Raw genomic sequence first — 24,360 nt, 5'->3', positions numbered from 1 at the left:
CCATGGCCGAGCAGCCGCAGGTTCTGATCGGTGGCCAGTGGCGCGCCGCCGACGCGCCCACCGGCTCGTTCCACGCGGAAGATCCCACGCGTGGTGAAGCCATCGGGCCGTCGTTTCCCGTCAGCGGCGCGGACGACGTGGAGGCGGCGCTCGCAGCCGCCACGGCGGTCGCCGGTGAACTGGCCGCCGTGCCGCCCGAGCGCATCGCCGATTTCCTCGAGCGCTACGCGGCGGCGATCGACGCCGATGCCGAAACGCTCGTGTCCCTGGCCGCCGCGGAAACGGCACTGCCCGCCGAGCCGCGACTGCGCTCGGTCGAACTCCCGCGTGCCAGCGGACAGCTACGTCAGGCGGCACGCGCGGTGCGTGAACACAGCTGGAGCGATCCGGTCATCGACACGGCCAGTGGTCTGCGAGCGCATCGCGCACCGCTGGGCAAGCCGGTACTGGTGTTCGGACCGAACAATTTTCCGTTCGCCTTCAACGCGATCGCGGGCAGCGACTTCGCCTCGGCCATCGCGGCACGCAATCCCGTGATCGCCAAGGCGCACCCGTCGCACCCGGCGACCTCACAACGGCTCGCCGAGCTGGCGCACGAGGCGGTCCTGGCCTCGGGCCTGCCGGCCGCCTCGGTGCAGATGCTGTATCACTTCGATAACGCGATCGGCGCGGCCCTCGCTTCCGACGCGCGGCTGGGTGCGATCGGTTTCACCGGCAGTCGCGCCGGTGGCCTCGCGCTGAAGTCCGCCGCCGATGGCGCGGGTGTCCCCATCTACGCCGAGATGTCCAGCGTCAACCCGGTGTTCCTGCTGCCGGGTGCGCTTGCGGAAGATGCCGAAGCACTCGCCACGGCCTTTTTCACGTCCTGCACGATGGGCAGTGGCCAGTTCTGCACCAACCCCGGCATCGTCATCGTGCCCACCGGTGAGGATGGCGATGCGTTCGTCGCCAGCGCCACGGCGCAGTTCGCCGCGGCGACGCCCCGCGTCCTGTTTTCGCGCGGTGTGCAGGAGGGCCTGATGCGCGCCGTGGGCGCGTTGAGGAAAGCGGGCGCCACCGTGCTCGCCGGTGGGGCCACCGGCGACGACGCGGGTTACCGTTTCCAGCCGACCCTGCTCAGCGTCGATGCCGCGGCCTTCGTCGCCGATAAAGGCGCTTTGCAGACGGAGGCTTTCGGTCCGGTCAGTCTGCTCGTCCGTGCCGACGGCGATGACGACTTCGCTGCCATCGCGCGAGCCTTCGAGGGCAACCTCACCGGAACGATGTACCGCGCGACGGATGGCAGCGACGATGCGTCGTGGCAATCCATCGCCCGGCATCTGCGCGAGCGCGTCGGTCGCCTCATCGCCAATCGCATGCCGACCGGCGTGGCGGTCAGCCCCGCCATGAATCACGGTGGCCCGTTCCCCTCGACGAGCCATGCCGGCTTCACCGCCGTGGGCATGCCGTCAGCGATTCACCGCTTCACGGCGCTGCACAGCTACGACAACGTGCCCGATGCCCTGCTTCCGCCGGAACTGCGCGACCGCAATCCTGGCGGCGTGCAGCGACGGATCGACGGCCGCTGGACCGATGCGGACGTGGGTGACGCCGCATGAGCACGCAGATCGGACACCTGACCCCGGAGCAGGCCCGCGAGGCCTGCACACCGTGGACGCAACTTGCGCCACGCATCGGCCGGGACGAGTACCTTGCTCGCCTGGAGCGCGCGCAACGCCTGCTCGATGCCGCTGGCGCAGGTGCGCTGCTGGTCACGGCCGGCACGTCGCTGCGTTATTTCACCGGGATTCCCTGGGGCGCCACCGAGCGGCTCGTCGCGATGCTGCTTCCGCGACGGGGCGAGCCGGTATTGATCTGCCCCGCGTTCGAGGAAGGTTCGCTGCGCGCCGAACTGGCCCATCCGATGACGATGGCGTTCTGGGAAGAGCACGAGGACCCCTGCGCGCTGGTCGCCGCGTGCATGGCCTCACGCGGCGCGAGTACGCTGGCCCTGGACCCCGCGGCGCCGTTCAACGTGTTCACGGGGCTCGCGCACACACTGGGGACCCGCGATATCGTCGATGCGACACCGGTGATCGACGGGTGCCGGGCACGCAAGTCGGCGACGGAACTCGCCCTGATGAAGCAAGCCTGCGCGATGACGCTGAAAGTGCAGGCGCTCGCCGCCGGCATGCTGCACGAGGGCATCGCCGCCGGTGACGTGAAGCGCTTTATCGACGGCGCCCATCGCGCGCTGGGCGCGGACAACGGTTCCACGTTCTGCATCGTGCAGTTCGGTGTGGCCACGTCGTATCCCCATGGCGTGCCGGGCGAACAATACCTCGAGAAAGACCAGGTCGTCCTGATCGATACGGGTTGCAGCGTGGCCGGCTACCAGTCGGACATCACACGTACCTACGTCTTCGGCGCGCCGGACGCCGAGCAGTCGCGCATCTGGAACCTCGAACGCGCGGCGCAACAGGCGGCTTTCGACGCGGTGCGCCCCGGCGTGCCTTGTGCGGACATCGACGCCGCCGCGCGGCGCGTGATCGAAGCCGGCGGCCTGGGGCCGGACTATCGCCTGCCGGGTCTGCCGCACCGTACGGGCCACGGCTGCGGAATGGCCATCCACGAGGCGCCGTACCTCGTCCGTGGCAACACGGCACCTCTCGCACCGGGGAACTGCTGCAGCGACGAACCCATGATCGTCGTTCCCGGCCGCTTCGGCATCCGCCTCGAGGACCATTTCTACGTCACCGACGACGGTGGCGCGTGGTTCACCGAGCCGTCGCCTTCGATCGAGCAACCGTTTGCCTGATTGTGCACAATGCCGCATCGTCACCGGGCAATGTCTTCTAGCCGCCCGGTGACACTCGCGCGAGCATCGGGTGATACGTTCCAGAGGGGAATCGCATGACCCGTTTTCCAGCCGTCCGCGGCCTCGTCCTCGCGTGCCTGCTGGCCGCGCCATACGCCTCCGCTCAAGCGGCCGACGCGCCTGCCAGGGCCTTCGACGCGCTCGTCGCCGAGCGCTGGGAATACCAGCTGAAGGAAAGTCCGGAACTCGCCACGACCATCGGCGATTACCGCTATAACGACCGCTGGACCGATTATTCGCTGGCTCACGTCGCTGTCGACGGCAAGGCCACCGCCGATTTCCTGCGCCGGTTCGAAGCCGTGGACGTGTCCCAGCTCGACGAGCAGCGCCGCCTCAGTCAGGCCATGGCCGTGCGCGAGCTGAAAGACCGCCTCGAAGCCATCCGCCTCAAGAATCACGAGATGGTGCTGGATCAGATCGGTGGCGTGCAGCTTCAGCTTCCCGGCTTCGTTCCGACCATCCCGTTCGACAGCACACGCCACTACGAGGACTACCTCGCCCGCCTCAGGGCGATCCCAGGCATCGTCGACCAGCTGATCGCCGCATCGCGAGCAGGCATGGCCGATGGGCTCATGCAGCCGCGTTACCTGCTCGAAAAGGTCGCCGTGCAGGCGCGGCAGATCGCCGATCCGGCGGGCGAAGCCAACGTCTTCGGCCAGCCGGCCGCGCATATCCCGGACAGCGTGCCAGCGAAAGACAAGGCGCGGCTGAAACAGGCGATCCTCGCCACTGTGGACAACGAGGTGCGCCCCGCGTATCGCAGACTGGCGGACTTCGTCGCCAACGACTACGCCCCGCACGGCCGTACGCAGGAAGGGATCTGGTCCCTGCCCGACGGTGACGCAAGGTATCGCTATGCCATCCACACACAGACCACCACCGACCTCGACCCGAAGCGCATCCATCAGATCGGTCTGGATGAAGTAAAGCGGATCGAAGGCGAGATGACCGCCATCGCGAAACAGCTCGGCTACGCCGACCTGCCCGCCTTCCGCGCCGCCGTCGCAAAGGACCCGAAACGCTACGCCACCTCGCGCGAGCAGATTCTCGACGGCTACCGCAAGTACATTGCCGGTATGCAGCCCGAACTGCCGAAACTCTTCGGCCATCTGCCGACCACGGCCCTGTACGTGCAGGCCGTGGAGGCCTACCGCGAGAAAGACGCCGCCGGCGCCGAATACCATCAGGGTACGCCCGACGGCAAGCGTCCCGGCGTGGTCTTCGTCAACACGGGCGACTTCGCCCAGCGCACGCTCTACACCATCGAAGACACCGCGTATCACGAAGGCGTACCGGGCCATCATCTGCAGATCTCGATTGCGCAGAGCCTGCCGCTACCGCCGTTCCGTCAGCAGGCCGGGTACAACGCGTACATCGAAGGATGGGCACTTTATGCGGAGCGCCTCGCCAAAGAGGCCGGCTTCTACAAAGACCCGTACAACGACTACGGGCGTCTGAGCGGCGATCTGCTGCGCGCCGACCGTCTCGTGCTCGACAGCGGCGTGCATGCGCTGCACTGGACGCGCAAGCAGATGATCGACTTCTTCCACGCCCATCCGGCCGAGGACGAGCCGAGCATGCAGGCCGAGACCGACCGTTACATCGCGTGGCCGGGCCAGGCGCTCGGTTACAAGCTCGGCCAGCTCAAGTTCCTGGAACTTCGTCAGCGGGCCGAGAAAGCCCTCGGCACCGCCTTCGACATCCGTGCCTTCCACGATGAAATGCTCTCGGGCGGCGCCATGCCGCTGGAACTGCTGGATGCGCGCACCGATGCATGGATCGCCGCACAGAAGGCCGCAAAGCCCACCTCGCACTGATCGGAGAGCCTCATGGCCTGTCCATCCGCCCGTCTTGCCTGCCTGCTCGGCATCGTCACTTTCGCCGCCCCTGTGCTCGCCGACGACGCGACTCAACGGTTCCATGAGATAGCCAGCCGCGAGTACGCGTGGCGCCAGGCCCAGTTCGCCGGCGCGGATGACGAAGACGGTCCGGCCAGACCGGCCGACCGCCTTCCCAAAGTCGACGCCGCCACCCAGGCCGCACGCGAGGCCTACTGGACGAAGGTCGTGGAACAGCTCCAGGCGATCGATCCCGCGCAGCTGAAAGGCGAAGACCCGGTCAACTACGCGGTCTTCCGCCAGCAGGTCGACGTCCTGCTGGCCGACCAGCGCTTCAGGACGTGGCAGATGCCGTTCAACGCGGACTCGGCGTTCTGGAGCAACCTCGGCTTCAGCGCGCGCGCCACGTTCACCGACGCGGATGCGTACCGGAACTATCTCGGGCGCCTGCGCGATGTACCGCGGTATTTCGACGAGCAGATCGCGGATATGCGGCTGGGCCTGGCCCGTGGCTTCAGCCAGCCGAAGCTCGTGGTGAGCAGTCAGTACGACGGCATACGCACGGTGGCGGACGCGGAAGGCGACGCCAATCTCTTTTACACGCCATTCCTGAAAATGCCGGCGACGATTCCCGCCGCCGAGCAGGCACGTCTGCGCGACGAAGCGAAGAAGGCGATCGCCGCGCAGGTCCGCCCGGCTTACGCGAAGCTGCTGGCCTTCATGAAGAATGAGTATTACCCGAAGGCGCGCGACGGTCTCGCCGCCGAGGACCTGCCTGACGGCAAGGCGTTTTACCGTTCGCAGATCCTCGAGTACACCACGCTGGACCGAAGTCCCGACGATATCCACGCGCTGGGGCTCAAGGAAATGGCGGACATCCACGGCCAGATGCTTGCGGTGATGAAAGAGGTCGACTTCAAGGGAAGTTTTCCCGACTTCCTGCAATTCCTCCGTACAGACCCGCAGTTCTACGCAAAGACACCCGACGAACTGCTGAAGGACGCCGCGTGGATCGCGAAGGAAGTGGACGCCGTGGTCGGCGATTACATCGGACTGCTGCCGCGCCGCCGCTTTGCGATCAAACCGGTGCCTGACGATCTCGCACCGATCTACACGGGTGGCCGCGGCGGCCCGGGCATCTATCTGGTCAACACGTATAACCTGCCCGCTCGCCCGCTTTACTCCCTGCCCGCGCTGACCCTGCACGAATCCTCACCGGGGCACGCCTTGCAGATGCCTCTCGCCGCCGAGACCACCGGCCTGCCCGACTACCGCCGTTTCAGCTACATCTCGGCATACGGTGAGGGCTGGGCGCTTTATTGCGAGTATCTCGGTCAGGAGATGGGCATCTATCAGACGCCGTACGAGCAGTTCGGTTATCTCAGCTATCAGGCGTGGCGCGCCGCCCGTCTGGTCGTCGACACCGGCATCCATCATCTGCACTGGACGCGTGAGCAGGCACGCCAGTACCTGCGCGACAACACCGCGCTGGCGGAGCACGAGATCGACACCGAGGTGGATCGCTACATCGCCTGGCCGGCGCAGGCGCTGTCGTACTACCTCGGCGAGATGGCGATCCGTGACGGACGCGAGCGTGCGACGAAGGCGCTGGGCGAGCACTTCGACATCCGCGCCTTCCACGACACGGTGCTGTCCACCGGTTCCGTGCCGCTGCCGGTGCTGAACCAGCGTATCGACGCGTTTATCGCGGGCGGCGGCAAATCACCGTATGCCGAGGGGGCGCACTGACATGAGCGATGCACCCCGCGACGCACAAGGCCATTTCCAGAAGCGACTGACACTGGTCGATCTCACCTTCATCGGACTGGGCGCGATCTTCGGCTCGGGCTGGCTCTTCGCAGCGGGGCATGTGGCCGCACTCGCGGGACCCGCCGGTATTCTTTCCTGGCTGATCGGCGGAGCCGCCGTCTTGCTGCTCGGTCTGGTCTACTGCGAACTCGGTGCGGCACTGCCGCGAGCCGGCGGTGCGGTGCGTTACCCGGAGTACTCGCATGGCGCGCTGCTCGGCTCCCTGATGGGTTTCATCACCCTGATCGCGTTTTCCAGCCTGATCGCCATCGAGACCGTCGCATGCCGGCAGTACGCCGCCGCGTGGCTACCCGCGCTGAACGTGCCCGGCAGCACCCATGCGAGCGTCCTCGGCTGGTTCGTGCAGCTGGCCCTGTTGCTGCTCTTCTTCGCGCTGAACTACTACAGCGTGAAGACCTTCGCAAAAGCCAACAACATCATCAGCGTCTTCAAGTTCGTGGTACCCATGCTGGTCATCGTGATGCTGCTGACCCACTTTCATCCGGGCAACCTGAGCATCCACGGCCTCATGCCGAACGGGCTGTCCGGTGTCGAAGCCGCCGTGTCGGCGGGCGGCATCATCTTCGCCTACCTCGGCCTGACGCCGATCGTGTCCGTGGCCAGCGAGGTGCGCGAGCCGCAACGGACGATTCCCATCGCGTTGATCCTGTCGGTGCTGCTGTCGACAGTGATCTACGTGCTGCTGCAGCTGGCCTTCCTCGGTGGCATCCCGACCGACCTCCTGTCGGGAGGCTGGAGCGGTATGGACAAGGCGTTCGCCCTTCCCTATCACGACATCGCGCTCGCGCTCGGTTTCGGCTGGCTGGCGACGCTGGTGGTCTGCGACGCGGTGATTTCGCCCAGCGGCACTGGCAACATCTACATGAACGCCACACCGCGCATCGTCTACGGCTGGGCGCGCAGTGGCGGCTTTCTGCCCGCGCTTACGCGGATCGACCTCAAGTCGGGCATTCCGCGTCCTGCGCTATGGCTTACGCTGGCCCTGTCCATCTTCTGGACGTTGCCCTTTCCGTCGTGGGAGGCGCTGATCCAGGTGGTGTCCGCCGCGCTGGTACTGAGTTATGCGGTGGCCCCCGTCACGGTCGCCGCGCTTCGCCGGAGCGCGCCTGAGCTCGACCGGCCGTTTCGTGTCCGCGGTTTCGCGGTGATCGGACCGGTGTCTTTCGCGGTGGCCGGCTTGATCGTCTACTGGTCCGGCTGGGGCACGGTGTCGTGGTTGCTCGGACTGCAGGTCGCCGCGTTCGTTGTCTATGTCGTGGTGAAACGCGCCGTGGGCGCGGCGCGTGACGTGCTCGCACAGCAGGTGCGTTCGGCGCTTTGGCTGATCGGGTTCTATCTCGTGATCATGCTGGTGTCGGCGTTCGGGACCTTCGGCGGAAACGGCGTCGTGGCGCATCCGTGGGATTCCGTCACGGTGTTTGTCGCGTCGCTGGGCATTTATTACTGGGGCGCGGCGACAGGGTTACCTGCGTCCGCGCTGGCTTTGGATGATGACGATGATTGAGAGCGAACGCACGGCGATGGGCCGGCGGGATTTCATGCGGACTCTCGCTGCGGCGAGTGCCGCGGTGGGGGTGGGATCGGTTTCGGCGGAAGGGTGGTTGCGGGGCGATCTGGGTTCGCCAGCAGGGCTGGCTCCTACAACAGCAGGCACGCCATCGCCAGCGAGTCCTCAACCCGCTCATGCAGGAGCCAGCCCTGCTGGCGATGCTCCCCGCGTCCCACTCGATGAGGTCCCTCGCAAAGGCTTCGCCCACCTGGGCGGTTTCTCGCTCGACGACCGGGCCTGGCACGTCGAAGAAGACCTCACCCATCCCGATGGTGCGCTCGTAATTACCGACGGCAAACAAGCGATCGTCCTGCACAAGCGCACCGAGGCCACCTGGGACGAAGCACCGAAGCCCTATCTCGGCCTCGCGCTTGCCGACATCGCGGTCGCCGGCCCGGATCTGCTCGCCGACCGCCTGCTCGCCTCCGGCCAGCCCGACGAAGCAAAGGTACGCCTCGCCGCCCCACCCCCGGCGTCGGTACTGGACCCCGAAAACTACTACGGCCGCCTCCCGTGGACGACCTTCGTCGGCACGCGGCAGTGCCTGGATACGATGCCGGTCTACACCTCCGGCAGCACGCGCGGGTACCACGCCGATCAGGTCTTCGCCGATCTGCATGACCCGAAGAAGGTCGCCCGTCGCCGCGAGGGGCTCCTCGGCGGCTGGCTCCCCGCGGTACACAAGGTCGTACCGCTCGATCAGCATCGCTGGTACGACGTGATCGTCTTCGCCGATGTCGATGCCAGCGATCGTTTCGTCGTACAGACCTGGCACCGTACCGCGCTGGTCGAGCGCGGCGCGATCACGAAAGTCGTCTACGGGCACAGCTACCCGGCTTACCCGCCCCGGCGCGAACCGCCCGGAGCGGAGGCGTTTTACGCTGCCCTGCTGCGCTTTCACGACCGCTGGCATGCCGAGCTGGCCGACGCGTCCCAGGCCGAGATCCCCGCACCGGGCTGGGCCGACATGGCGCGCTTTGCCTTCGCGCGCGAACTGGTGGTGCGACCGGAAGGCACCTACCCCAAATACGGCGCCGTCGATCGCGACTACTACGGCAACGAATACGACGGCTTCCAGGACACCTTCACCAGTTCGCTTTACGCCAATCTCGAATGGGGCCGATTCGCCCAGGCCACCGCGGTGTTCGACGGCTACTTCAGCGACTTCGTCCAGGACGACGGCATGATCAACATGCGCGGCGCCGAGACGGCGCAGTTCGGGCTGACCCTGTCGCTGATCGCACGTTACGTGGCCTACACCGGCGACGTCGCGCTGTGCCGCAAACATCGACGCAAGATCGAAGCGACCGCGGCCATCCTCATCGAACTGCATGACGCATCCCTGCAGCTCGCCGCGAGCGCACCCGGCTACGGCCTGATCCATGGATGGAACGAGTCGGACGCCTGCCTGTTCCCCGATCCTTCGCTCTGGTGGAAACCCTACTTCGCCAACAGCGCCCTCGCCGCGCGCGGTCTCGCGGACATCGCGGCCATCTGGCAGCGCATCGCACCCGACGACGCGGCGAACGCGTCGTTGTGGACCCGGCGAGCCGATACGCTTCGCCAACGTGTGACCGAAAGCGTCCGCGTCAGCGTACGCCGCGACCTCAAGCCTCCCTACGTCGGGCCGCTGCCGGGCGTCACCCGGACGTTCCGCGAAGCGCTGGCCGAAGAGCACCCCAGCGAACAGCAATGGCCGCACCGCGCTTATGCGGAATTGCTGCAGGCGGATGTCCTGCCCGACGATCTCGCCCATCTCGTGATCGACGCGATGCGTGGCCACGGCGCGACCAGTCTCGGCGTGGTCGCGAACATCGGCCCGGTCGATGCGAAAAGTCGCGACATCCTCGGCTTCATTTCCTATGGCTACGCGCAACAGCTGCTGCGCCTTGGCCGGGTGGACGAATATCTGCTGTTCCTCTACGCGCATCGTTATCACGCGCACACGCCGGGCAGCTGGACCGCCGGTGAGGTCACCGATATCAGCGGAGGCATGCCGCTGTTCTGCATGCCCGCCCAGATGACGATTCCGTTGCTGCTGCGATGGGCCTTCGTGTTCGACGACAGCGCGGGCGACGTCCTGTTGCTCGGTCGTGCGCTTCCCTCGGCGTGGCTGGTGGAGGAAAAGCCGCTGTCGATCGTCGACGCGCCGACGCGCTGGGGACGTTGCGGCCTGGCGATCCGGCGAGAAAAGCACGGCCTGACGGCGTCGGTCACGCTCCCCGCCAGCGGCACGCCGCGCGAGATCTGGCTCACGCTGCGCGCACCCGACGGACGCACCGCCGGCGACGCGCACGTCGACGGCAAAGCGGTGGCGGCCGCCGATCGTCGTGGCGACGAGATTCGCCTGCGAGGGCGTGCCGGGCAGCGTCTCGTGGTCACACTTCAGTTCTCATGACATCGGTGTGCGGGATTCCGCATCGACGCACCGCAAATGACACAAGACGGTCCGTCCATGTGACGGCACGATGAAACAGCGCATCGGGGGGTGCGATCCATAAGCATCGGGGGTGGCATGCAGGGTTCCGACAAACGCAGGCGGTTTCTGAAGACGGGGGCACTGGCCTTCGCAAGCGCCCTCGCCGTACCCCGCGTGCGCGCCTTCGACACCGCCGACCCGGCCAGCGTCGCCGCCAGCGCGGCACGCGAAAAGCCGGTATGCCGGATGCAGCCCTTCGCCCTGAATCAGGTCCGTTTACTCGACAGCGACTTCAGCCGTGCCGCGGCGATCAACCTCGAGTATCTGCATAGTCTGCCGGTCGACCGGCTCGCGCACAGTTTCCGTGTGCAGGCGGGTCAGCCATCCTCGGCCAGACCGTTCGGCGGCTGGGAAAAACCCGACTGCGAACTGCGCGGCCACTTTACCGGTGGCCACTACCTCTCCGCCGCGGCGCTGGCCTGGGCCGCGCAGGGCGACGCCACGATGAAGGCGCGCGGCGACGAACTGGTCGCCATCCTGGCCAGCTGCCAGCGCCCGAACGGCTACCTCAGCGCCTTCCCCGAATCGTTCTTCGATCGCCTCAGCGCCGGCGAAAAGGTATGGGCGCCGTTCTACACCCTCCACAAGATCCAGGCCGGCATGCTCGACATGTACCGGCTGGCCGGCAACAAGCAGGCGCTCGCCGTGGCCACCGGCATCGGCAACTGGACCGTGCGCTGGCTCAACGGTTTTTCCGACGCCGACATGGCGCACATCCTGAAAACCGAATACGGCGGCATGAACGAGTCGATGGTGGATCTCTACGCCATCACCGGAAACAGCCGCTATCTCGATGCCGCGCACCGCTTCGACCAGGCCTCCCTGTTCGAACCGCTCGCCTCGCATCGCGACGAGCTCAAGGGACTGCACAGCAACACGCAGATCCCCAAGATCATCGGAGCGGCACGTCGTTACGAACTGACCGGCGAACCACGCTACCGTCGTATCGCCGAGTTCTTCTGGGAGACCGTCACGCAGAACCGCACCTACGCGACAGGCGGATCCAGCAACGACGAGTTCTGGAACACCGGTCCCGGCGACCTCAGGGGCCAGCTGGGACTGTATGCCGCCGAGTGCTGTGTCGCGTACAACCTGCTCAAGCTGACGCGCCACGTCTACGCGTGGAACGGCGACCCGCGCGCCTTCGACTACTACGAGCGCAACCTGTACAACGCGCGCCTCGGCACGCAGGACGCGCAGGGCATGAAGCTCTACTACTACTCGCTGCGCCCCGGCGGAGCCAAGTTCTACAACTCCCCCACCGACTCGTTCTGGTGTTGTACGGGCAGCGGCGCCGAGGAGTTCGCGCGCTTCAACGATGCGATCTACTTCCGCGACGACGATGCGCTGCACGTCAACCTCTTTATCGCGTCCGAACTCGACTGGCCTGAGATGGGTCTCACGCTCCGCCAGGAGACCGATTTTCCGCGAGAAGCCGCCACACGCCTCCGCTTCACACTGACGCAGCCTCGCGAGATCGCGCTGAACCTTCGCATCCCTTCGTGGATCGCGCCCGGGGCGCGCGTCGAAGTGAACGGCGAAGCCCTCGACACCTTCGCCTCGCCCGGCAGCTACCTGACCATCAAGCGTACCTGGCAGTCCGGCGATCGTGTGTCGCTGACGCTGCCCATGACCCTGCGCAGTGTGCCGCTGCCGGGTGACGATCATCTGCAGGCCATCACATACGGGCCGATCGTGCTCGCCGCGCGCCTCGGCGCGAAAGGCCTCACGCACGACCAGCAATACGGCCGCTACGACGCGGGCCCCTCACCCGAGCCGAAGCCGCAACCCGCCCCGCAGATCGCGCCGGACGAGGCGGACCCGCTTGCATGGCTTATCCCCGGGGACAAGCCGCTGACCTACCGCGCCACCACACGCCATGGCGTGGTCGATGTCGCACCGCTCAACACGATCCAGGGTGAACGCTACGCCGTGTACTGGCAGACCGAAGGGTCCGCCACCGACGCTGGCTGAACCGGGGGAACGGCCACACGCCGTTCGACGAGGAAACGCACCGGGCCCGGTGCGACGCGCTAGCGCGCGCAGGGAAACGCTCCACCTGCCCAGCGACCGGTCTGCCGACCGGCCGACGGAGTTTTGCACCCTATCGCCACCGCCAACGAGGGAAGCCATGTATTCACGTCATCGCACCAGGTACGACCGCTCGTGTTGTCCGACCTCCTCCAGGCGCTTCGCCGGCACGACGCTTCATGCCGCGCTTTGTCTCGCCCTGCTGGGAAGCAGCGGCGCCACGTTTGCCCAGGACACCACCGGCGCCACGAGCTCCGACGCCAAAACACTGGATGCCGTGACCGTCACCGGTTCGCGGATCCGCCGCGTCGATACCGAAACCGCCAACCCCGTGGTCACGCTGGACCGTGCGGCGATCGAAGCCACCGGCAAGCCGACCCTCGGCGATCTCGTGCAGGAACTCCCTTCGATCGCCGGCAACGCGACCAACCCGAACACGAACAACGGCGGCGGTACGGGCGCGTCCACCGTTTCGCTACGCGGCCTCGGCGACAAGCGCACGCTGATCCTCGTCAACGGCGTACGTCTCGCCTATAACGACGTCAACGCCATTCCCGCCAGCATGATCGAGCGCGTGGAGGTGCTCAGCGATGGCGCATCGGCCGTTTACGGCTCGGATGCCATCGGCGGCGTGGTCAACTTCATCCTGCGCGACCATTACGATGGGGTGCAGATCTCCAGCGACTTCGGAACCAGCCGGCAGAGCGACGGCAACCGGCGCAACTTCTCGCTGACAGCCGGCCACACCGGCAGCAACTACAGCATCATCGCCGGCCTCTCCTACAGCGACATCGACGCGGTCTCGGCCGCGGCGCGCGACTATTCGAAGGACGCGCTCTACCTGATCGACGGCGCGTCGGTGAAGCAAGGCTCGTCGGCCACGCCGGGCGGCTCGATCAACTTCAACGACGGCTCCGCCGCTTCCGATGCCCTGGCCGCGTCGTCCGGTTGCTCACGCGTCACCCTCAACCCGGGTGTGACCGGCGCGACCGGCCGGGGCGACTTCCACTGCTATGGCGGCAGCGATTCGTACAACTACCAGCCCTATAACTTGCTGCAGACTCCGCAGAAACGCACGAATGCTTTCGTACTGGGCAAATACCAGATCACGCCCTCGGTGCAGGCATACGTCAACGGTTATTTCAGCAAGACCAGGTCCTCGTCGGTGATCGCGCCGATTCCGATCTTCGCCAACGGGGACAACTTTCTCGTCTCGGCCGACAGCTACTACAACCCGTTCGGCGTGAACTTCGGTACCGACCGTACCACCGGCACCTCGTACAACGACCTCAACTCGCGGGCCACGGTCCTCGGCAACCGGAGTTACCAGTACAACACGTACAACCTGCAGCTCAATCCCGGCCTGCGCGGCTCGTTCGGCAACAGCAGCTGGCAGTGGGACGCGGATATCAACTATGGCCGCGTGCGTCAGATCTCGCGCAACAACGGCTTCCTCGATTACGACGCATTCAATCAGGCGGTCGGCCAGTCGTTTCTCGATAGCGACGGCAGCGTGCGCTGCGGTGCCGCCGGCAATGCCATCGCCGGCTGCACGCCGCTGGACATCTTCAACCTCAATTCGGCGTCCAGCCTCGCCACGCTGCAGTCGATGATCGTCAACCCGACGGTCACCAGCGTGTACACCGTGAAGCAGTTCGAGGCCAACGCGAACGGCGATCTCTTCGACCTGCCCGCCGGTACGGTGAGCCTCGCGACGGGCCTCTCGTACCGCAAGGAGAGCACGTCCACCTCGGCCGACTCCCTCTGGACCGGCGACGAAAACGGACTTTGCGGCGTCATCGAGTACTGCGCGTCCACGCTGGCAGGCAGTTTCAACGTCAAGGAAGCCTATGCCGAAGCCCTCGTACCTCTGCTTTCGGACCTGCCCGGCATCCGCTCTCTGAATCTGACCGTGGGCTCGCGCTGGTCCGACTACAGCACCGTCGGCAGCAAGACCAACAGCAAGGTCTCGCTCGAGTGGCGTCCGGTCGACGACCTGCTGCTGCGCGGCACGGTCTCGCAGGTCTTCCGTGCGCCCAACACCAGTGAACTCTACGCGGGGGTGGCCGGCGACGCGGCAACCGCCAACGACCCCTGCAACGGCTATACCGGCGGCCATGAGGCGGCCTGCGCCAACGTGCCGACCGACGGCTCGTATCGTCAGGCCGACGGCCAGGTTTCGGGCAAGGCGTCGGGCTCGGTGCTCGCCGGCTATCAGCTCAAGCCGGAGACCGGTCGCTCGTACGACGTCGGCTTCGTCTACGATCCGCACTGGCTCGACGGCCTGTCCTTCAGCGTGGACAGCTGGAAGATCAACCTGAAAGACACGATTTCCACCGTGTCCGCGCAGACGGTGATGAACCAGTGCTATTCCAATCCGTCCAGCGCGTTCTGCGCCCTTATCCACCGCAACGGCAACGGTACGATCAATTACATCGCCGAGCCCACCGTCAACCTCGGCAAGCTGTGGGCGGCGGGAACGGATTTCGGCCTGGCCTATCGCTTTCCTGAAACGAGCTTCGGCAAGTTCAACGCGTCGCTCAACGGCACGTACATGAAGCGCTACGACGTCAACCCGGATACGACCGATCCCAGCTCGGTGGTGATCCACAACGCGGGCATGTACACGTACTCGTATGGCAACTTCCCGCGGTGGCGCGGCCTCGGCACCCTCAACTGGTCGATGGGTGACTGGAGCGCGTCATGGCGCATGCGTTACGTCGGCCGCTCGCAGATCGGCAGCGACGATCTGACCCAGGGTCTCTCGGCCGACTCCGATGTCGCGGGCGTCGAGCGTAAGGTGGGCGCGTACGTCTACCACAACATCCAGGTAGGCTATAACGTGCAGCCATGGCATACCCGCTTCGACCTGGGTATCGACAACGTCGCCGACAAACAGCCGCCCCTCTACTATTCCAACAACGTGACCAACGCCAATACCGACGTCGCCACCTACGACCTGCTCGGCCGCTATTACTGGGTCCGCGCGACGGTGTCGTTTTGATCCGCACCGTTCTGGCTGGGTGCTGCCTTGCCGTGGCGAGCGCTTCCGCGCTCGCCACGGATATGCCCAGCGTCGTACACGCGAACGGGCGGCACGCGCTGCAGGTCGACGGCAAGCCGTTTACGGTGCTCGCCGTGCAGCTGCACAACTCCAGTGCGTGGCCGGCGGTGCTGCCCGAGGTCTGGGACGACGTGCTTGCCCTGCATCCCAATACACTTGAGGCGCCGGTGTACTGGGAGCAGTTCGAGCCATCTCCCGGCAAATACGATACGACCAATCTAGATGCGCTTATCGCGGGCGCTCGCTCGCATGGGCTTCGTCTGGTGGTGCTCTGGTTCGGCAGCTGGAAGAACGGGCAGATGCACTATGTGCCGGAATGGATGAAATCCGACCCGGTGCATTACCCACGGGCGCTCGACGAACACGGCACGCCGCAGGAAGACATGTCGCCGTATGCGGAATCCAACCTGCATGCGGATGAGACGGCCTTCGCCGCACTCATGGATCACCTGCGCAAGGTCGACGGCGACCGGCATACGGTCATCATGGTGCAGGTGGAGAACGAACCGGGAAGCATCGGTGCGATCCGGGACCAGTCGCCGGCCGCTGAGAAAGCCTTTGCCGCGCCGGTGCCGGATGCGCTGACGCGGGCGCTCCGTCGTCCTCCCGGTGGCGACTGGACGGCAACGTTCGGGGCCGACGCCGACGAGCAATTCAACGCCTATGGCATCTCGCGCTACATCGATCAGGTCGCCTCCGCTGGCAAGGCCCGCTACCCGTTACCGATGTACGTCAACACATGGCTGCGCTACAAGGGCAAACACATGCCTGGCTACGACTATCCCAGCGGCGGCGCCACCTGGAACGTGCTCGACACCTGGAAGGTCAGCGCGTCGCACATCGACTTCATCGGCACCGATCTCTACAGCACCGATTACAACGAGTTTACGAAGGTCGTCGGGCAGTACACGCGGGCGGACAATCCGCCGTGGATCTCCGAGACGGGGTTCGAGGCGGGGAATGCGCCTTACCTGTTCCATGTACTTGCGCAGGGCGGCGTGGGTTTTTCGATCTTCGGTATCGATCATCCGGCGGATACGCCTGAGGTCAAGGCGGCTATCGAGGCGCATGCGCGGAACTTCGCGCTGGTTGGGCCGATTCAGGGGCTGGTTGCCGACGCAGCGTTTCGCGGGACACTGAAAGCTGCCGTCGAGCAACGTGGGCAGGCGGAGTCGGACGTTGCGCTGGGCGGTGGCTGGACGGCGCATGTGTCGTATGGGGCACCTTCGTGGGGAGACGCACCGCCGGAATTGCCGGGTAACCCCGCCGCCGATGGGCATGTGCTGTTTATTCCGCTGGGTAAGGACGAGTATTTGCTCGTTGGGTTCCATGCACGAGTGGAGTTCGAGCGGGATCGTTCCGACAAGCGGATGGGTCAGGTGCTGCGGGTTGAGGAAGGCGCTTACGAAGGAGGGGTCTGGAAGGCGCGTCGCTGGTGGAACGGCGATGAGACGGACTATGGGATCAATCTGGGTCAGAAGCCGGTTTACCTGAAGGTCCGCCTTGGGGACTACTGAGCCAAGGCGGAAAGTTTGTTTTAGCTCAGGCTCATGACCGGCGCCTTCGATGGCCGCGCTATTTCCTGCTGAGCCTGTTGTTGTTGCTGCTGTTCCTGCTGCTGCACCAGAGCCCTGCCCTGCTCTTCGGCCTGCGGCCACGCCGCACTGCTTCGATCCAACGGCGTCTCCAAAGCCTGCATCGTCTCTACCCACGCCATCTTCCGGTCGAGGCCATGCACGCTTTGCAGGTTGCCTTCCACCGCGAACGCCCGGCTCGCGTCGTCGCTCAGCATAACGTGATCGATCCCGCGCATGCCTTCCGCGGTGGCGGCCACGGTCAGTGAGCCTGCAAAGCGCGAATCGCGAGGGCTGGGCGCAACACCGTGCTCCGCGTTCAGCTTGGCGACGCCATCCGTCGCCTGGCGGAACATACCGTTCGCTGGATGAGCGGGCTGGTCGAGGGTACGTTCTTCGCTCAGCAGCCACTGCGTAGCGGAGCGGTCTTTAGGCATTGGATTGCGCTGCTCGGTATTCATCGGGCTGTGCGGAACCGGATCCTTGATGCTCTGAATATCCTTAATGTTCTGGGTGGGCCGGAGCGCGTTCTTACCTGACGCCTCGGTCCACGTCGGAATCCGGATGTCAGGCCCGAGGCCACCAATGGTGGGTACCACAAGATGCCGTTCGCGATGGATGCCCGCGTGGTTCAGGGCAGCCCAGGTGAAGTCCACGCAGTTGTTCCGCACATCCTGGTATTGCATGTTGAAACCGAAGATAGCCGGATTCTCAGCAAACTCCTCCAGTCGATCATGTTGTTCCTTGGTCACCTCCATCGTTCTGGAGTAAAGCGGGCTCTGGTATTGCTTTACATCGTCCGTAGCTACCACTCCAACGCCATTTGTGCGTCCGTGCTCCGCCGGAGCAAACCCGTGACTCTTCGCGTCCCTGTCGTCAACTTTCGTCGACAGATACATATGCCCAGGCAGAGATGTCCCGCCATCGAGTAGCGGTGTGCCCGGGGCGGCGACGAATATCGTGACTGAGTACCTTCCTTGTGACACCAAACATCTCCTACTTACCCATGTTGTAAAAATCGCGAATAACAAGTTCCGTTGGCACGCCGACCATCACCGGAAGGTCATAGGCCGTCTCGACGCGCAGACGATAGTGACCGTAGCCGTACGCACGAAAACCTCCGGCAACCACCATGTCACGGGAAGCGGTGTAGCCATGTACATGTAAGTGCATCATTGAATTCATTGGTACCGATGCCTTACCCCTCCAGAGCTCAAACTTCCCACGCACACTAAAAATACTGTCCATGTCGAGGACGGTCAGCTCCGTCGTCGATCCCCGATCAATCCGCCAGACGCGCACCCGTAGCGGCGGCTCGGCACGAATCAGGTACTCACGGGCAAGCGCGTAGGCGTGTGGAAACTCTATCGCCACCATAAAGCGGCGTGAGAGGTCGTCCTGCCCCTCCTGTAGCTGAAAGTCGATCACCATCGATCTGCCCGCCTTGTCGATGGGAAAGTCGTGGCGCAGAGGAATCCGATCTCCCGCATCAGCGGGCGTCCCATATCCAGGCGAACTGACCACTGCCAGCGCTGCGAAGAGCGGCGAAAGATAGATCCGAGGCAGAAGAACGTTCTTCGCTGGCTTGCCGAGCCGAGATCCCCGCGCCGGCAGATCCATATGTTTTTTCCGGCTATTTTCCACCGTTGTAAATCTGATCAACCACAATTTCTGACTGAATATCTTCGAGAATCGGTAGGTCATATGCTGCCTCAATGCACGCTCGATAGTGGCCAAATTCCTGAGCATAGAAGCCTCCAACGAGAACGTACTCCGTTTTATCGTCGTTGCCGTCGGGCCGCATATGAAGCAAGGCCCGCGTGGGCGCGGAAGATGATGGATTCCACTGACGCGACTTTCCAAATGCGGCGTAGATACCGTCCATATCCAGAAGGTTCACTGTCGCGAGGTCGCCACCGTCGACCCTCCAGACCTGCGCCCGAATCGCGGGTCGCGCATTTCGGATGAAGCTCGTCGCAGCGTTGTGCCAAGCGGGAAATTCAATCGCAATCATGAAGCGACGACTCAAGTCAGCTTCTTCCTCGCGGAGCCAGAAATCGATCGTCGTCGACTTGCCAGCTCTGTCTAGAGGAAATGCCTGCCGTATGGGTATGCCTCGCGTTCCGGGCGGCAATGGATTGCGCCAGATTGCTGCAGTCATCAGCACGACAGGAACGAACAACCACCAGACCCAGGTATGTATCGACCTCTTCATCCCTTTCCCATCGCCTCACGGCGCGTGGCTTCTCCTTTCGTCCAGGAGGCGAAGGATGAAGAAGGCTACCGGGGAACGTCAACCCGGTAGTAAGAAAAGAGATATTTCTCAAAATAAAGAACAGTCGAATATTGGTCGCAATTCTCAATACACGCGCGTCTTTTTTGCTAGATCGCACCTATTGCCTGCGCAATCGCATTCCACGCATCGCAGGTAACCATCGCTCAAGGCGCTGAGAGCGCGGACCAGGGGTGTTAGAGCACCACGAGGTCCGCTGATCCTAATCAACAGACAAGGTTGACCACGGCTATGCCAAATACTCGGGCATTCTCCCCTCCTCCGCTTGCCTGCGGCGATCCTCTCAGCGCTTACCGGACCGTCCGCACACGTCGCGAACACGGTTGAAGAACCGCGGCGCTAGCCGTTGTTATTGAGGTTTTTCTTGCCGATTCCATCCGGCGCGTAGCCGTGTGGCCTTTTGGCAACGAGGGACGTCGCAATCCACTTCTCGATCACACCGCCCGGTGCCCGGTCTCGGGCAGGCCGATGAGGCTCATTGTTTGAGCGATGGTGGCATGTCTTTGGAATTTAGGCATGCCACCACTCGGGGCAGGTGGGATCGCCAGCAGGGCTGGCTCCTACCACAGTTGGCTACTGCTCACTCATCAGGGAGACAGAGATGGAAAAGTATGGAACGGTGGGTGAAGGCAACCTGTGCCCTGATCCGGATGTGAGCGGGCGCGCAGTGTGCGGCGCGCGCCCATGTAAAGATGGAATGGGACCGCTTTCAATGGGTTGGGAGCGATGTCGGCCGATGTAACAGCCGCGCCACCAGCGCGATCAAAGCGAAACCACCACCGAGCAGGCACACGCCGGGCCAGCCGGCGCGGCGCCATGCCTCGGCGGACGCGAACGAACCGATCGCTCCACCGACGAACATGGTGGTCATGAACAACGTATTGAGACGGCTCTTGAACTCGGGGTGCAGACCGTAGATCAGGTGCTGATGCGACACCAGCGCGATCTGCACGCCGAAGTCGAGCACGATGACGCCGACGATGAGACCGGCGAGCGTCGGCCAGACGGCGAAGATACCCCACGCCACGACGGTGGCTGCGGCACCCAGCGAGATGACGATCCACGGACCTTTACTATCCGCGACGCGTCCGGCAAGGGGCGCCATCGCCACACCCACGGCACCGACCACGCCGAACAAGCCGGCGGAGGCGGCGCCAAGATTGAGCGGCGGCTGTTCTAGGCGGAGCGCAAGGACCGTCCAGAACGCCGAGAACGAGGCAAAGATCATGGCCTGCGTGAGTGCGGCACGACGCAGCAGCGGTTCGCCGCGCCACAGACCGACCAGTGAACCGAACAGCTCGGCAAAACCCACACGGCGTGGCGGGCGGTGCTCCGGCAGGCGCAGCGCCATGAGCAGGGCCGCCAGGAGCGCGATGGGCACGGCGATCCAGAACATCACTCGCCAGCCGGCCGCGCTTGACACAAAGCCGGCGATCGTCCGGCTCAACAGGATGCCGGTGAGCAGGCCGCTCATCACTGTGCCCACCGCCGCACCACGTTTCGACGGCTCGGACAGAATGGTCGCGAACGGAACGATCTGCTGCGCCACCGTCGCGGCCGCACCGACGATCACGGAGGCGAAGGCCAGTGTCGCAAGGCCGGGCGCCAGCGCGGCGATCACCAGCGCGATCGCCAGCAGGATGAACTGGAGGACGATCAGGCGGCGGCGCTCGAACGCGTCACCCAACGGGACGAGGAACAACAGCCCCGCCGCGTAGCCCAGCTGCGTCAGCATCGGCACCCAGCGCTCGACGGCCCCGTCGTGGAGGTCGCGGCCCATGATGCCGAGCATCGGCTGGTTGTAGTAGATGTTGGCGACGGCGAGGCCGGCGGCCAGTGCCATGGCATACAGGGTGCTACGCGGCAGGCCGCTGCCCTGTGTGGCGTTACTCATCGTGAAAGCTCCGGGTCGGTGGTGCCGTGTGAATGATCGTGCATTGCACCACACCCGGGCTTGGATGTTTCGTCAGCGCCACGCCGGTATCCGCCGTAGCGACCGTCCTTTCGAATCGAGGGGTCGCCGCGGTGCGTTGACAAAGCGGCCGACCGGCGAGCCGCTGAAACGCACGATTGCACAATCCCTGAACGCGGCAAGGGGTACACCATGGAGGATTCCCACACGGACAGGATCCACTCATGTCGAAGCTCGATGCCGCCTTTATCGAACACCAGAAACAGCGCCTCGAGGACCTGCGCGCCCAGCTGATCGCCACGGGCGATGCGGCGGGAGCCGACGAGTCGGCGCTTCAGACCGCCGCCGGTGGCGAGCCGCAGGACGAAGGCGACGACGGCGATCGCTTCGCCCAGCAGGATGCGGACGAAGCCCTGCTGTCGCACAACGAAAACCGCCTCGGCGACATCAACCGCGCCCTCGAGAAGATCGCCGATGGCACCTATGGCATCTCGGATGGCAATGGTGAGCCCATTCCGCGCGAGCGCCTGGAAGCCGTTCCGGAAACCCGCTACACCGTCGAGGAAATGGCCGAGCGCGAGCGCCTCGCCCAGCGCTGATCGTCTGCGGCGACACTTTGTGTTGATCAAAAGTCACGCCTCGTCAAAATGGAGGCAATTGCGTTCTAGCCGGAACGTTTCCCGCTTCCGCAAGATGTCACGGGACAATCAAGGAGACACCCCGTGAGCGATTCAACCTCCCTCGGCGCTGGCCACGATGCCAGCCGCCGCAATTTCGTCGTCGGCGCGGGGACCCTCGCCGCGGGCACGCTCGTTGGCGCGAGCGTGCTTGCCTCCGGCGTCAATGCCGCGCCGGCCGCAACGACCCATTCCTCTTCCAAAACCAGCAAGAAGGTAGGCGACATGTCTTTCATCACGACCAAAGACGGCACCGAGATCTATTACAAGGATTGGGGTACCGGTCAGCCGATCGTCTTCCATCACGGTTGGCCGCTGAGCTCGGACGACTGGGATGCCCAGATGATGTTCTTCCTGAACAATGGCTTCCGCGTAATCGCGCATGACCGTCGTGGGCACGGCCGTTCGTCGCAGACCGCGACCGGCAACGACATGGACACGTATGCGGCCGACGTCGCGGAACTCACCGCGCACCTCGACCTGAAGAACGCCGTGCATATCGGTCACTCGACCGGCGGTGGCGAAGTGGCGCGCTACGTCGCCCGTCATGGCAAAGGCCGCGTGGCCAAGGCCGTGCTGGTCAGCGCCGTGCCGCCGATCATGCTCAAGACCGCGGCCAATCCGGGTGGCCTGGATATCTCGGTGTTCGACGGCTTCCGCAAGGCGCTCGCCGATAACCGCGCGCAGTTTTACCGTGAAGTGCCGATCCCGTTCTACGGCTTCAACCGTCCGGGCGTGAAGACCCTCGACGGCGTGGTCGACAACTGGTGGCGCCAGGGCATGATGGGCGGTGCCAAGGCCCACTACGACTGCATCAAGGCCTTCTCGGAAACCGACTTCACCGAAGACCTCAAGGCGATCACCGTACCGACGCTCGTGCTGCACGGCGACGACGATCAGATCGTTCCTTACCAGGACGCGGGCGTACTCTCCGCCAAGCTGGTGCCGGGCGCGCAGCTGAAGCTCTACAAGGGCTACCCGCACGGCATGCTGACCGTCCACGCGGACGTCCTCAACAAGGACCTGCTGGACTTCATCAAGGCCTGATGTGACGCGAAGGGCCCGACGTGACGCGAAGGGCCCGACGTCACGCGCTTTCTGTAGGAGCGGGCCCTGCCCGCGAAACCCTCGGGGCATAACGCTGGCGCAATGAGGTGCAAAGCCTCATTCGCCACGTTTATCCGTGAGGGTTCGCGAGCGGGCTCGCTCCTACTACAGCTGCTTCGAAACAACGGTACCTAGCTCTTTGAACCACGCGGCTCGCTGCTCATCCGTTGAGGTGGTGTCGCGGAGGAAGGCGCCGACCACGGCACGATTGCCGTTGGGCGCGGTAATGATCGCCATATCGTTCCACGCGGCGATACGATCGCCATTGCTGGCACCCGTACCCGTCTTGTCCGCGATGCTGAAGCCCGCCGGCAGCCCCGCGCGGATGCGATTCGGAATGACCTGAGCTTGCATCATGTCGAGCAGGCGCTTGGTCGATGCAGCCGAGAGCAACTCGCCAGCCTGCAACTTGCGCAGGAATGTCGCGGCGCCGTCCAGCGTCGTCGTGTTCTCCTGCATCACGATCGCGGCCTCGTAGCCCTTCAGCAGCCGCGCCGATTCTTGCACGGTCGTTTCGTGCAGAGGTGGCTTCGCGCCTTGGGCCAGACCTTCGAACACATGCCCCACCGCGCGCTCATCCATATCGATGCGCATGCCCTCGACGCCCTTGTCCTTGAGGTATGCCGTGACCACCTGGCCGCCACCGACCAGTTTCAATAGCGCGTCCACGGCCGTGTTGTCGCTCTGCGTAGCCGCCGCGGTCATCAGTTCGCTGACGGTGACATCGATCGGGCCCTTTGCGGCGCGCGCGCCAATCGACGGGACGGCGGAACCGGCCGTGACGTCGGCCGGGGTGACGTGGACCTTCTGGTTGAGACTCAGCTTGCCCGCGTCCACCTGAGACAACACGGCAGCCGATACCGGTGCCTTGAAAGTGCTCATAAGCATATAGGCCCGGTCGTCGTTGACCTTCGCCGAGGCGCTGCCATCCAGATCGACGACGATGATGCCGAATTTGGCAGGCTTGGCCTGATCGGCGAGCTTTTGCAGGGAGGCCTGGAGGGTCGCGGACTTGTCGGCGGCGGTGGCCGAGCCGGCGGCGAGGGCCAGCGATAACGCGAGGAAGGTGTGCTTCAGCATGGGGAGCGCCTTTGGGGGATGACCGGGGCGCCATGCTGCCGCATGGTTCTGCGTTTTTGGTGGCAAATC

General features: G+C 64.7%; 16 protein-coding genes. 11 read left to right on the top strand and 5 right to left on the bottom strand.

Annotated elements, in window-relative coordinates:
• Window positions 1-2: 2 nt before the first annotated feature.
• The 9 genes from FA85_RS20165 to FA85_RS20125 all read left to right on the top strand — a co-directional run bounded on the left by FA85_RS20165 (window position 3) and on the right by FA85_RS20125 (window position 17,165).
• On the top strand, window positions 3-1,598 hold the full coding sequence (locus tag FA85_RS20165; RefSeq protein WP_036113444.1) for an aldehyde dehydrogenase family protein: 1,596 nt from the start codon (window positions 3-5) through the stop codon (window positions 1,596-1,598).
• Window positions 1,595-2,797, top strand: a complete 1,203-nt coding sequence (locus tag FA85_RS20160) for a M24 family metallopeptidase (protein ID WP_036113447.1) — start codon at window positions 1,595-1,597, stop codon at window positions 2,795-2,797. Before FA85_RS20165 ends, FA85_RS20160 begins: the two co-directional genes overlap by 4 nt.
• A 95-nt stretch (window positions 2,798-2,892) precedes the next feature.
• On the top strand, window positions 2,893-4,674 hold the full coding sequence (locus FA85_RS20155) for a DUF885 domain-containing protein (protein WP_051943687.1): 1,782 nt from the start codon (window positions 2,893-2,895) through the stop codon (window positions 4,672-4,674).
• A gap of 12 nt (window positions 4,675-4,686) precedes the next feature.
• On the top strand, window positions 4,687-6,444 hold the full coding sequence (locus FA85_RS20150) for a DUF885 domain-containing protein (RefSeq protein ID WP_036113449.1): 1,758 nt from the start codon (window positions 4,687-4,689) through the stop codon (window positions 6,442-6,444).
• Window position 6,445: 1 nt separating this feature from the next.
• Window positions 6,446-8,029 (top strand): APC family permease, encoded by a 1,584-nt coding sequence (locus tag FA85_RS20145; RefSeq protein WP_036113452.1) that lies wholly within the window; start codon window positions 6,446-6,448, stop codon window positions 8,027-8,029.
• A gap of 16 nt (window positions 8,030-8,045) precedes the next feature.
• Window positions 8,046-10,472, top strand: a complete 2,427-nt coding sequence (locus FA85_RS20140; protein ID WP_036117672.1) for a twin-arginine translocation signal domain-containing protein — start codon at window positions 8,046-8,048, stop codon at window positions 10,470-10,472.
• A gap of 117 nt (window positions 10,473-10,589) precedes the next feature.
• Window positions 10,590-12,527 carry a glycoside hydrolase family 127 protein gene (locus tag FA85_RS20135; RefSeq protein ID WP_051943689.1) on the top strand — a complete coding sequence of 646 codons (1,938 nt, stop codon included), beginning with the start codon at window positions 10,590-10,592 and terminating at the stop codon, window positions 12,525-12,527.
• Between the two features lie 157 nt (window positions 12,528-12,684).
• Window positions 12,685-15,588, top strand: a complete 2,904-nt coding sequence (locus tag FA85_RS20130) for a TonB-dependent receptor domain-containing protein (protein ID WP_051943691.1) — start codon at window positions 12,685-12,687, stop codon at window positions 15,586-15,588.
• A gap of 62 nt (window positions 15,589-15,650) precedes the next feature.
• Complete coding sequence (locus tag FA85_RS20125) at window positions 15,651-17,165, top strand: DUF5597 domain-containing protein (RefSeq protein WP_156108845.1); 1,515 nt, start codon at window positions 15,651-15,653, stop codon at window positions 17,163-17,165.
• 20 nt (window positions 17,166-17,185) lie between these two features.
• Here the strand turns inward: FA85_RS20125 and FA85_RS20120 are convergent, their stop codons facing one another.
• From FA85_RS20120 to FA85_RS20105, 4 genes are all read right to left on the bottom strand, one after another.
• Entirely contained in the window at window positions 17,186-17,974 is a 789-nt protein-coding gene (locus tag FA85_RS20120) for an XVIPCD domain-containing protein (RefSeq protein ID WP_239739796.1), read from the bottom strand.
• A 244-nt stretch (window positions 17,975-18,218) separates the two neighbouring features.
• On the bottom strand, window positions 18,219-18,926 hold the full coding sequence (locus tag FA85_RS20115) for a hypothetical protein (RefSeq protein ID WP_156110299.1): 708 nt from the start codon (window positions 18,924-18,926) through the stop codon (window positions 18,219-18,221).
• The gene (locus FA85_RS20110; protein ID WP_036113457.1) at window positions 18,856-19,437 is read right to left on the bottom strand and encodes a hypothetical protein; all 582 of its coding nucleotides are present in this window, start codon (window positions 19,435-19,437) and stop codon (window positions 18,856-18,858) included. The genes FA85_RS20115 and FA85_RS20110 overlap by 71 nt, the downstream gene beginning before the upstream one ends.
• 787 nt (window positions 19,438-20,224) lie before the next feature.
• A complete protein-coding gene (locus FA85_RS20105) occupies window positions 20,225-21,409 on the bottom strand; it encodes an MFS transporter (protein ID WP_036113458.1) in 1,185 nt (394 codons plus the stop codon).
• Between the two features lie 242 nt (window positions 21,410-21,651).
• On the opposite strand from FA85_RS20105, the gene FA85_RS20100 reads away from it, so the two are divergent.
• Together FA85_RS20100 and FA85_RS20095 are read left to right on the top strand one after the other, a co-directional pair.
• Window positions 21,652-22,026 (top strand): TraR/DksA family transcriptional regulator, encoded by a 375-nt coding sequence (locus FA85_RS20100; RefSeq protein WP_036113460.1) that lies wholly within the window; start codon window positions 21,652-21,654, stop codon window positions 22,024-22,026.
• 303 nt (window positions 22,027-22,329) lie between these two features.
• Window positions 22,330-23,151: an alpha/beta fold hydrolase gene (locus FA85_RS20095; RefSeq protein WP_036117681.1), complete on the top strand. Its 822-nt coding sequence runs from the start codon at window positions 22,330-22,332 to the stop codon at window positions 23,149-23,151.
• 165 nt (window positions 23,152-23,316) lie between these two features.
• On the opposite strand, the gene bla is transcribed toward FA85_RS20095, so the two are convergent.
• On the bottom strand, window positions 23,317-24,291 hold the full coding sequence (gene bla, locus FA85_RS20090) for a class A beta-lactamase (RefSeq protein WP_051943694.1): 975 nt from the start codon (window positions 24,289-24,291) through the stop codon (window positions 23,317-23,319).
• Window positions 24,292-24,360: the final 69 nt, after the last annotated feature.

Source organism: Luteibacter mycovicinus (assembly GCF_000745235.1).
GTDB classification, from domain to species: domain Bacteria; phylum Pseudomonadota; class Gammaproteobacteria; order Xanthomonadales; family Rhodanobacteraceae; genus Luteibacter; species Luteibacter mycovicinus.
Note: the sequence above shows the minus strand (reverse complement) of the source record. Positions and strands in the feature narration are given on the sequence as shown.

Excerpts from the sequence above, each read along its gene's own strand:
- FA85_RS20165 (WP_036113444.1), top strand. The coding sequence starts at position 3 with ATGGCCGAGCAGCCGCAGGTTCTGATCGGTGGCCAGTGGCGCGCCGCC.
- FA85_RS20160 (WP_036113447.1), top strand. The coding sequence starts at position 1,595 with ATGAGCACGCAGATCGGACACCTGACCCCGGAGCAGGCCCGCGAGGCC.
- FA85_RS20155 (WP_051943687.1), top strand. The coding sequence starts at position 2,893 with ATGACCCGTTTTCCAGCCGTCCGCGGCCTCGTCCTCGCGTGCCTGCTG.
- FA85_RS20150 (WP_036113449.1), top strand. The coding sequence starts at position 4,687 with ATGGCCTGTCCATCCGCCCGTCTTGCCTGCCTGCTCGGCATCGTCACT.
- FA85_RS20145 (WP_036113452.1), top strand. The coding sequence starts at position 6,446 with ATGAGCGATGCACCCCGCGACGCACAAGGCCATTTCCAGAAGCGACTG.
- FA85_RS20140 (WP_036117672.1), top strand. The coding sequence starts at position 8,046 with ATGGGCCGGCGGGATTTCATGCGGACTCTCGCTGCGGCGAGTGCCGCG.
- FA85_RS20135 (WP_051943689.1), top strand. The coding sequence starts at position 10,590 with ATGCAGGGTTCCGACAAACGCAGGCGGTTTCTGAAGACGGGGGCACTG.
- FA85_RS20130 (WP_051943691.1), top strand. The coding sequence starts at position 12,685 with ATGTATTCACGTCATCGCACCAGGTACGACCGCTCGTGTTGTCCGACC.
- FA85_RS20125 (WP_156108845.1), top strand. The coding sequence starts at position 15,651 with ATGCCCAGCGTCGTACACGCGAACGGGCGGCACGCGCTGCAGGTCGAC.
- FA85_RS20115 (WP_156110299.1), bottom strand. The coding sequence starts at position 18,926 with ATGACCTACCGATTCTCGAAGATATTCAGTCAGAAATTGTGGTTGATC.
- FA85_RS20110 (WP_036113457.1), bottom strand. The coding sequence starts at position 19,437 with ATGAAGAGGTCGATACATACCTGGGTCTGGTGGTTGTTCGTTCCTGTC.
- FA85_RS20105 (WP_036113458.1), bottom strand. The coding sequence starts at position 21,409 with ATGAGTAACGCCACACAGGGCAGCGGCCTGCCGCGTAGCACCCTGTAT.
- FA85_RS20100 (WP_036113460.1), top strand. The coding sequence starts at position 21,652 with ATGTCGAAGCTCGATGCCGCCTTTATCGAACACCAGAAACAGCGCCTC.
- FA85_RS20095 (WP_036117681.1), top strand. The coding sequence starts at position 22,330 with ATGTCTTTCATCACGACCAAAGACGGCACCGAGATCTATTACAAGGAT.
- bla (WP_051943694.1), bottom strand. The coding sequence starts at position 24,291 with ATGCTGAAGCACACCTTCCTCGCGTTATCGCTGGCCCTCGCCGCCGGC.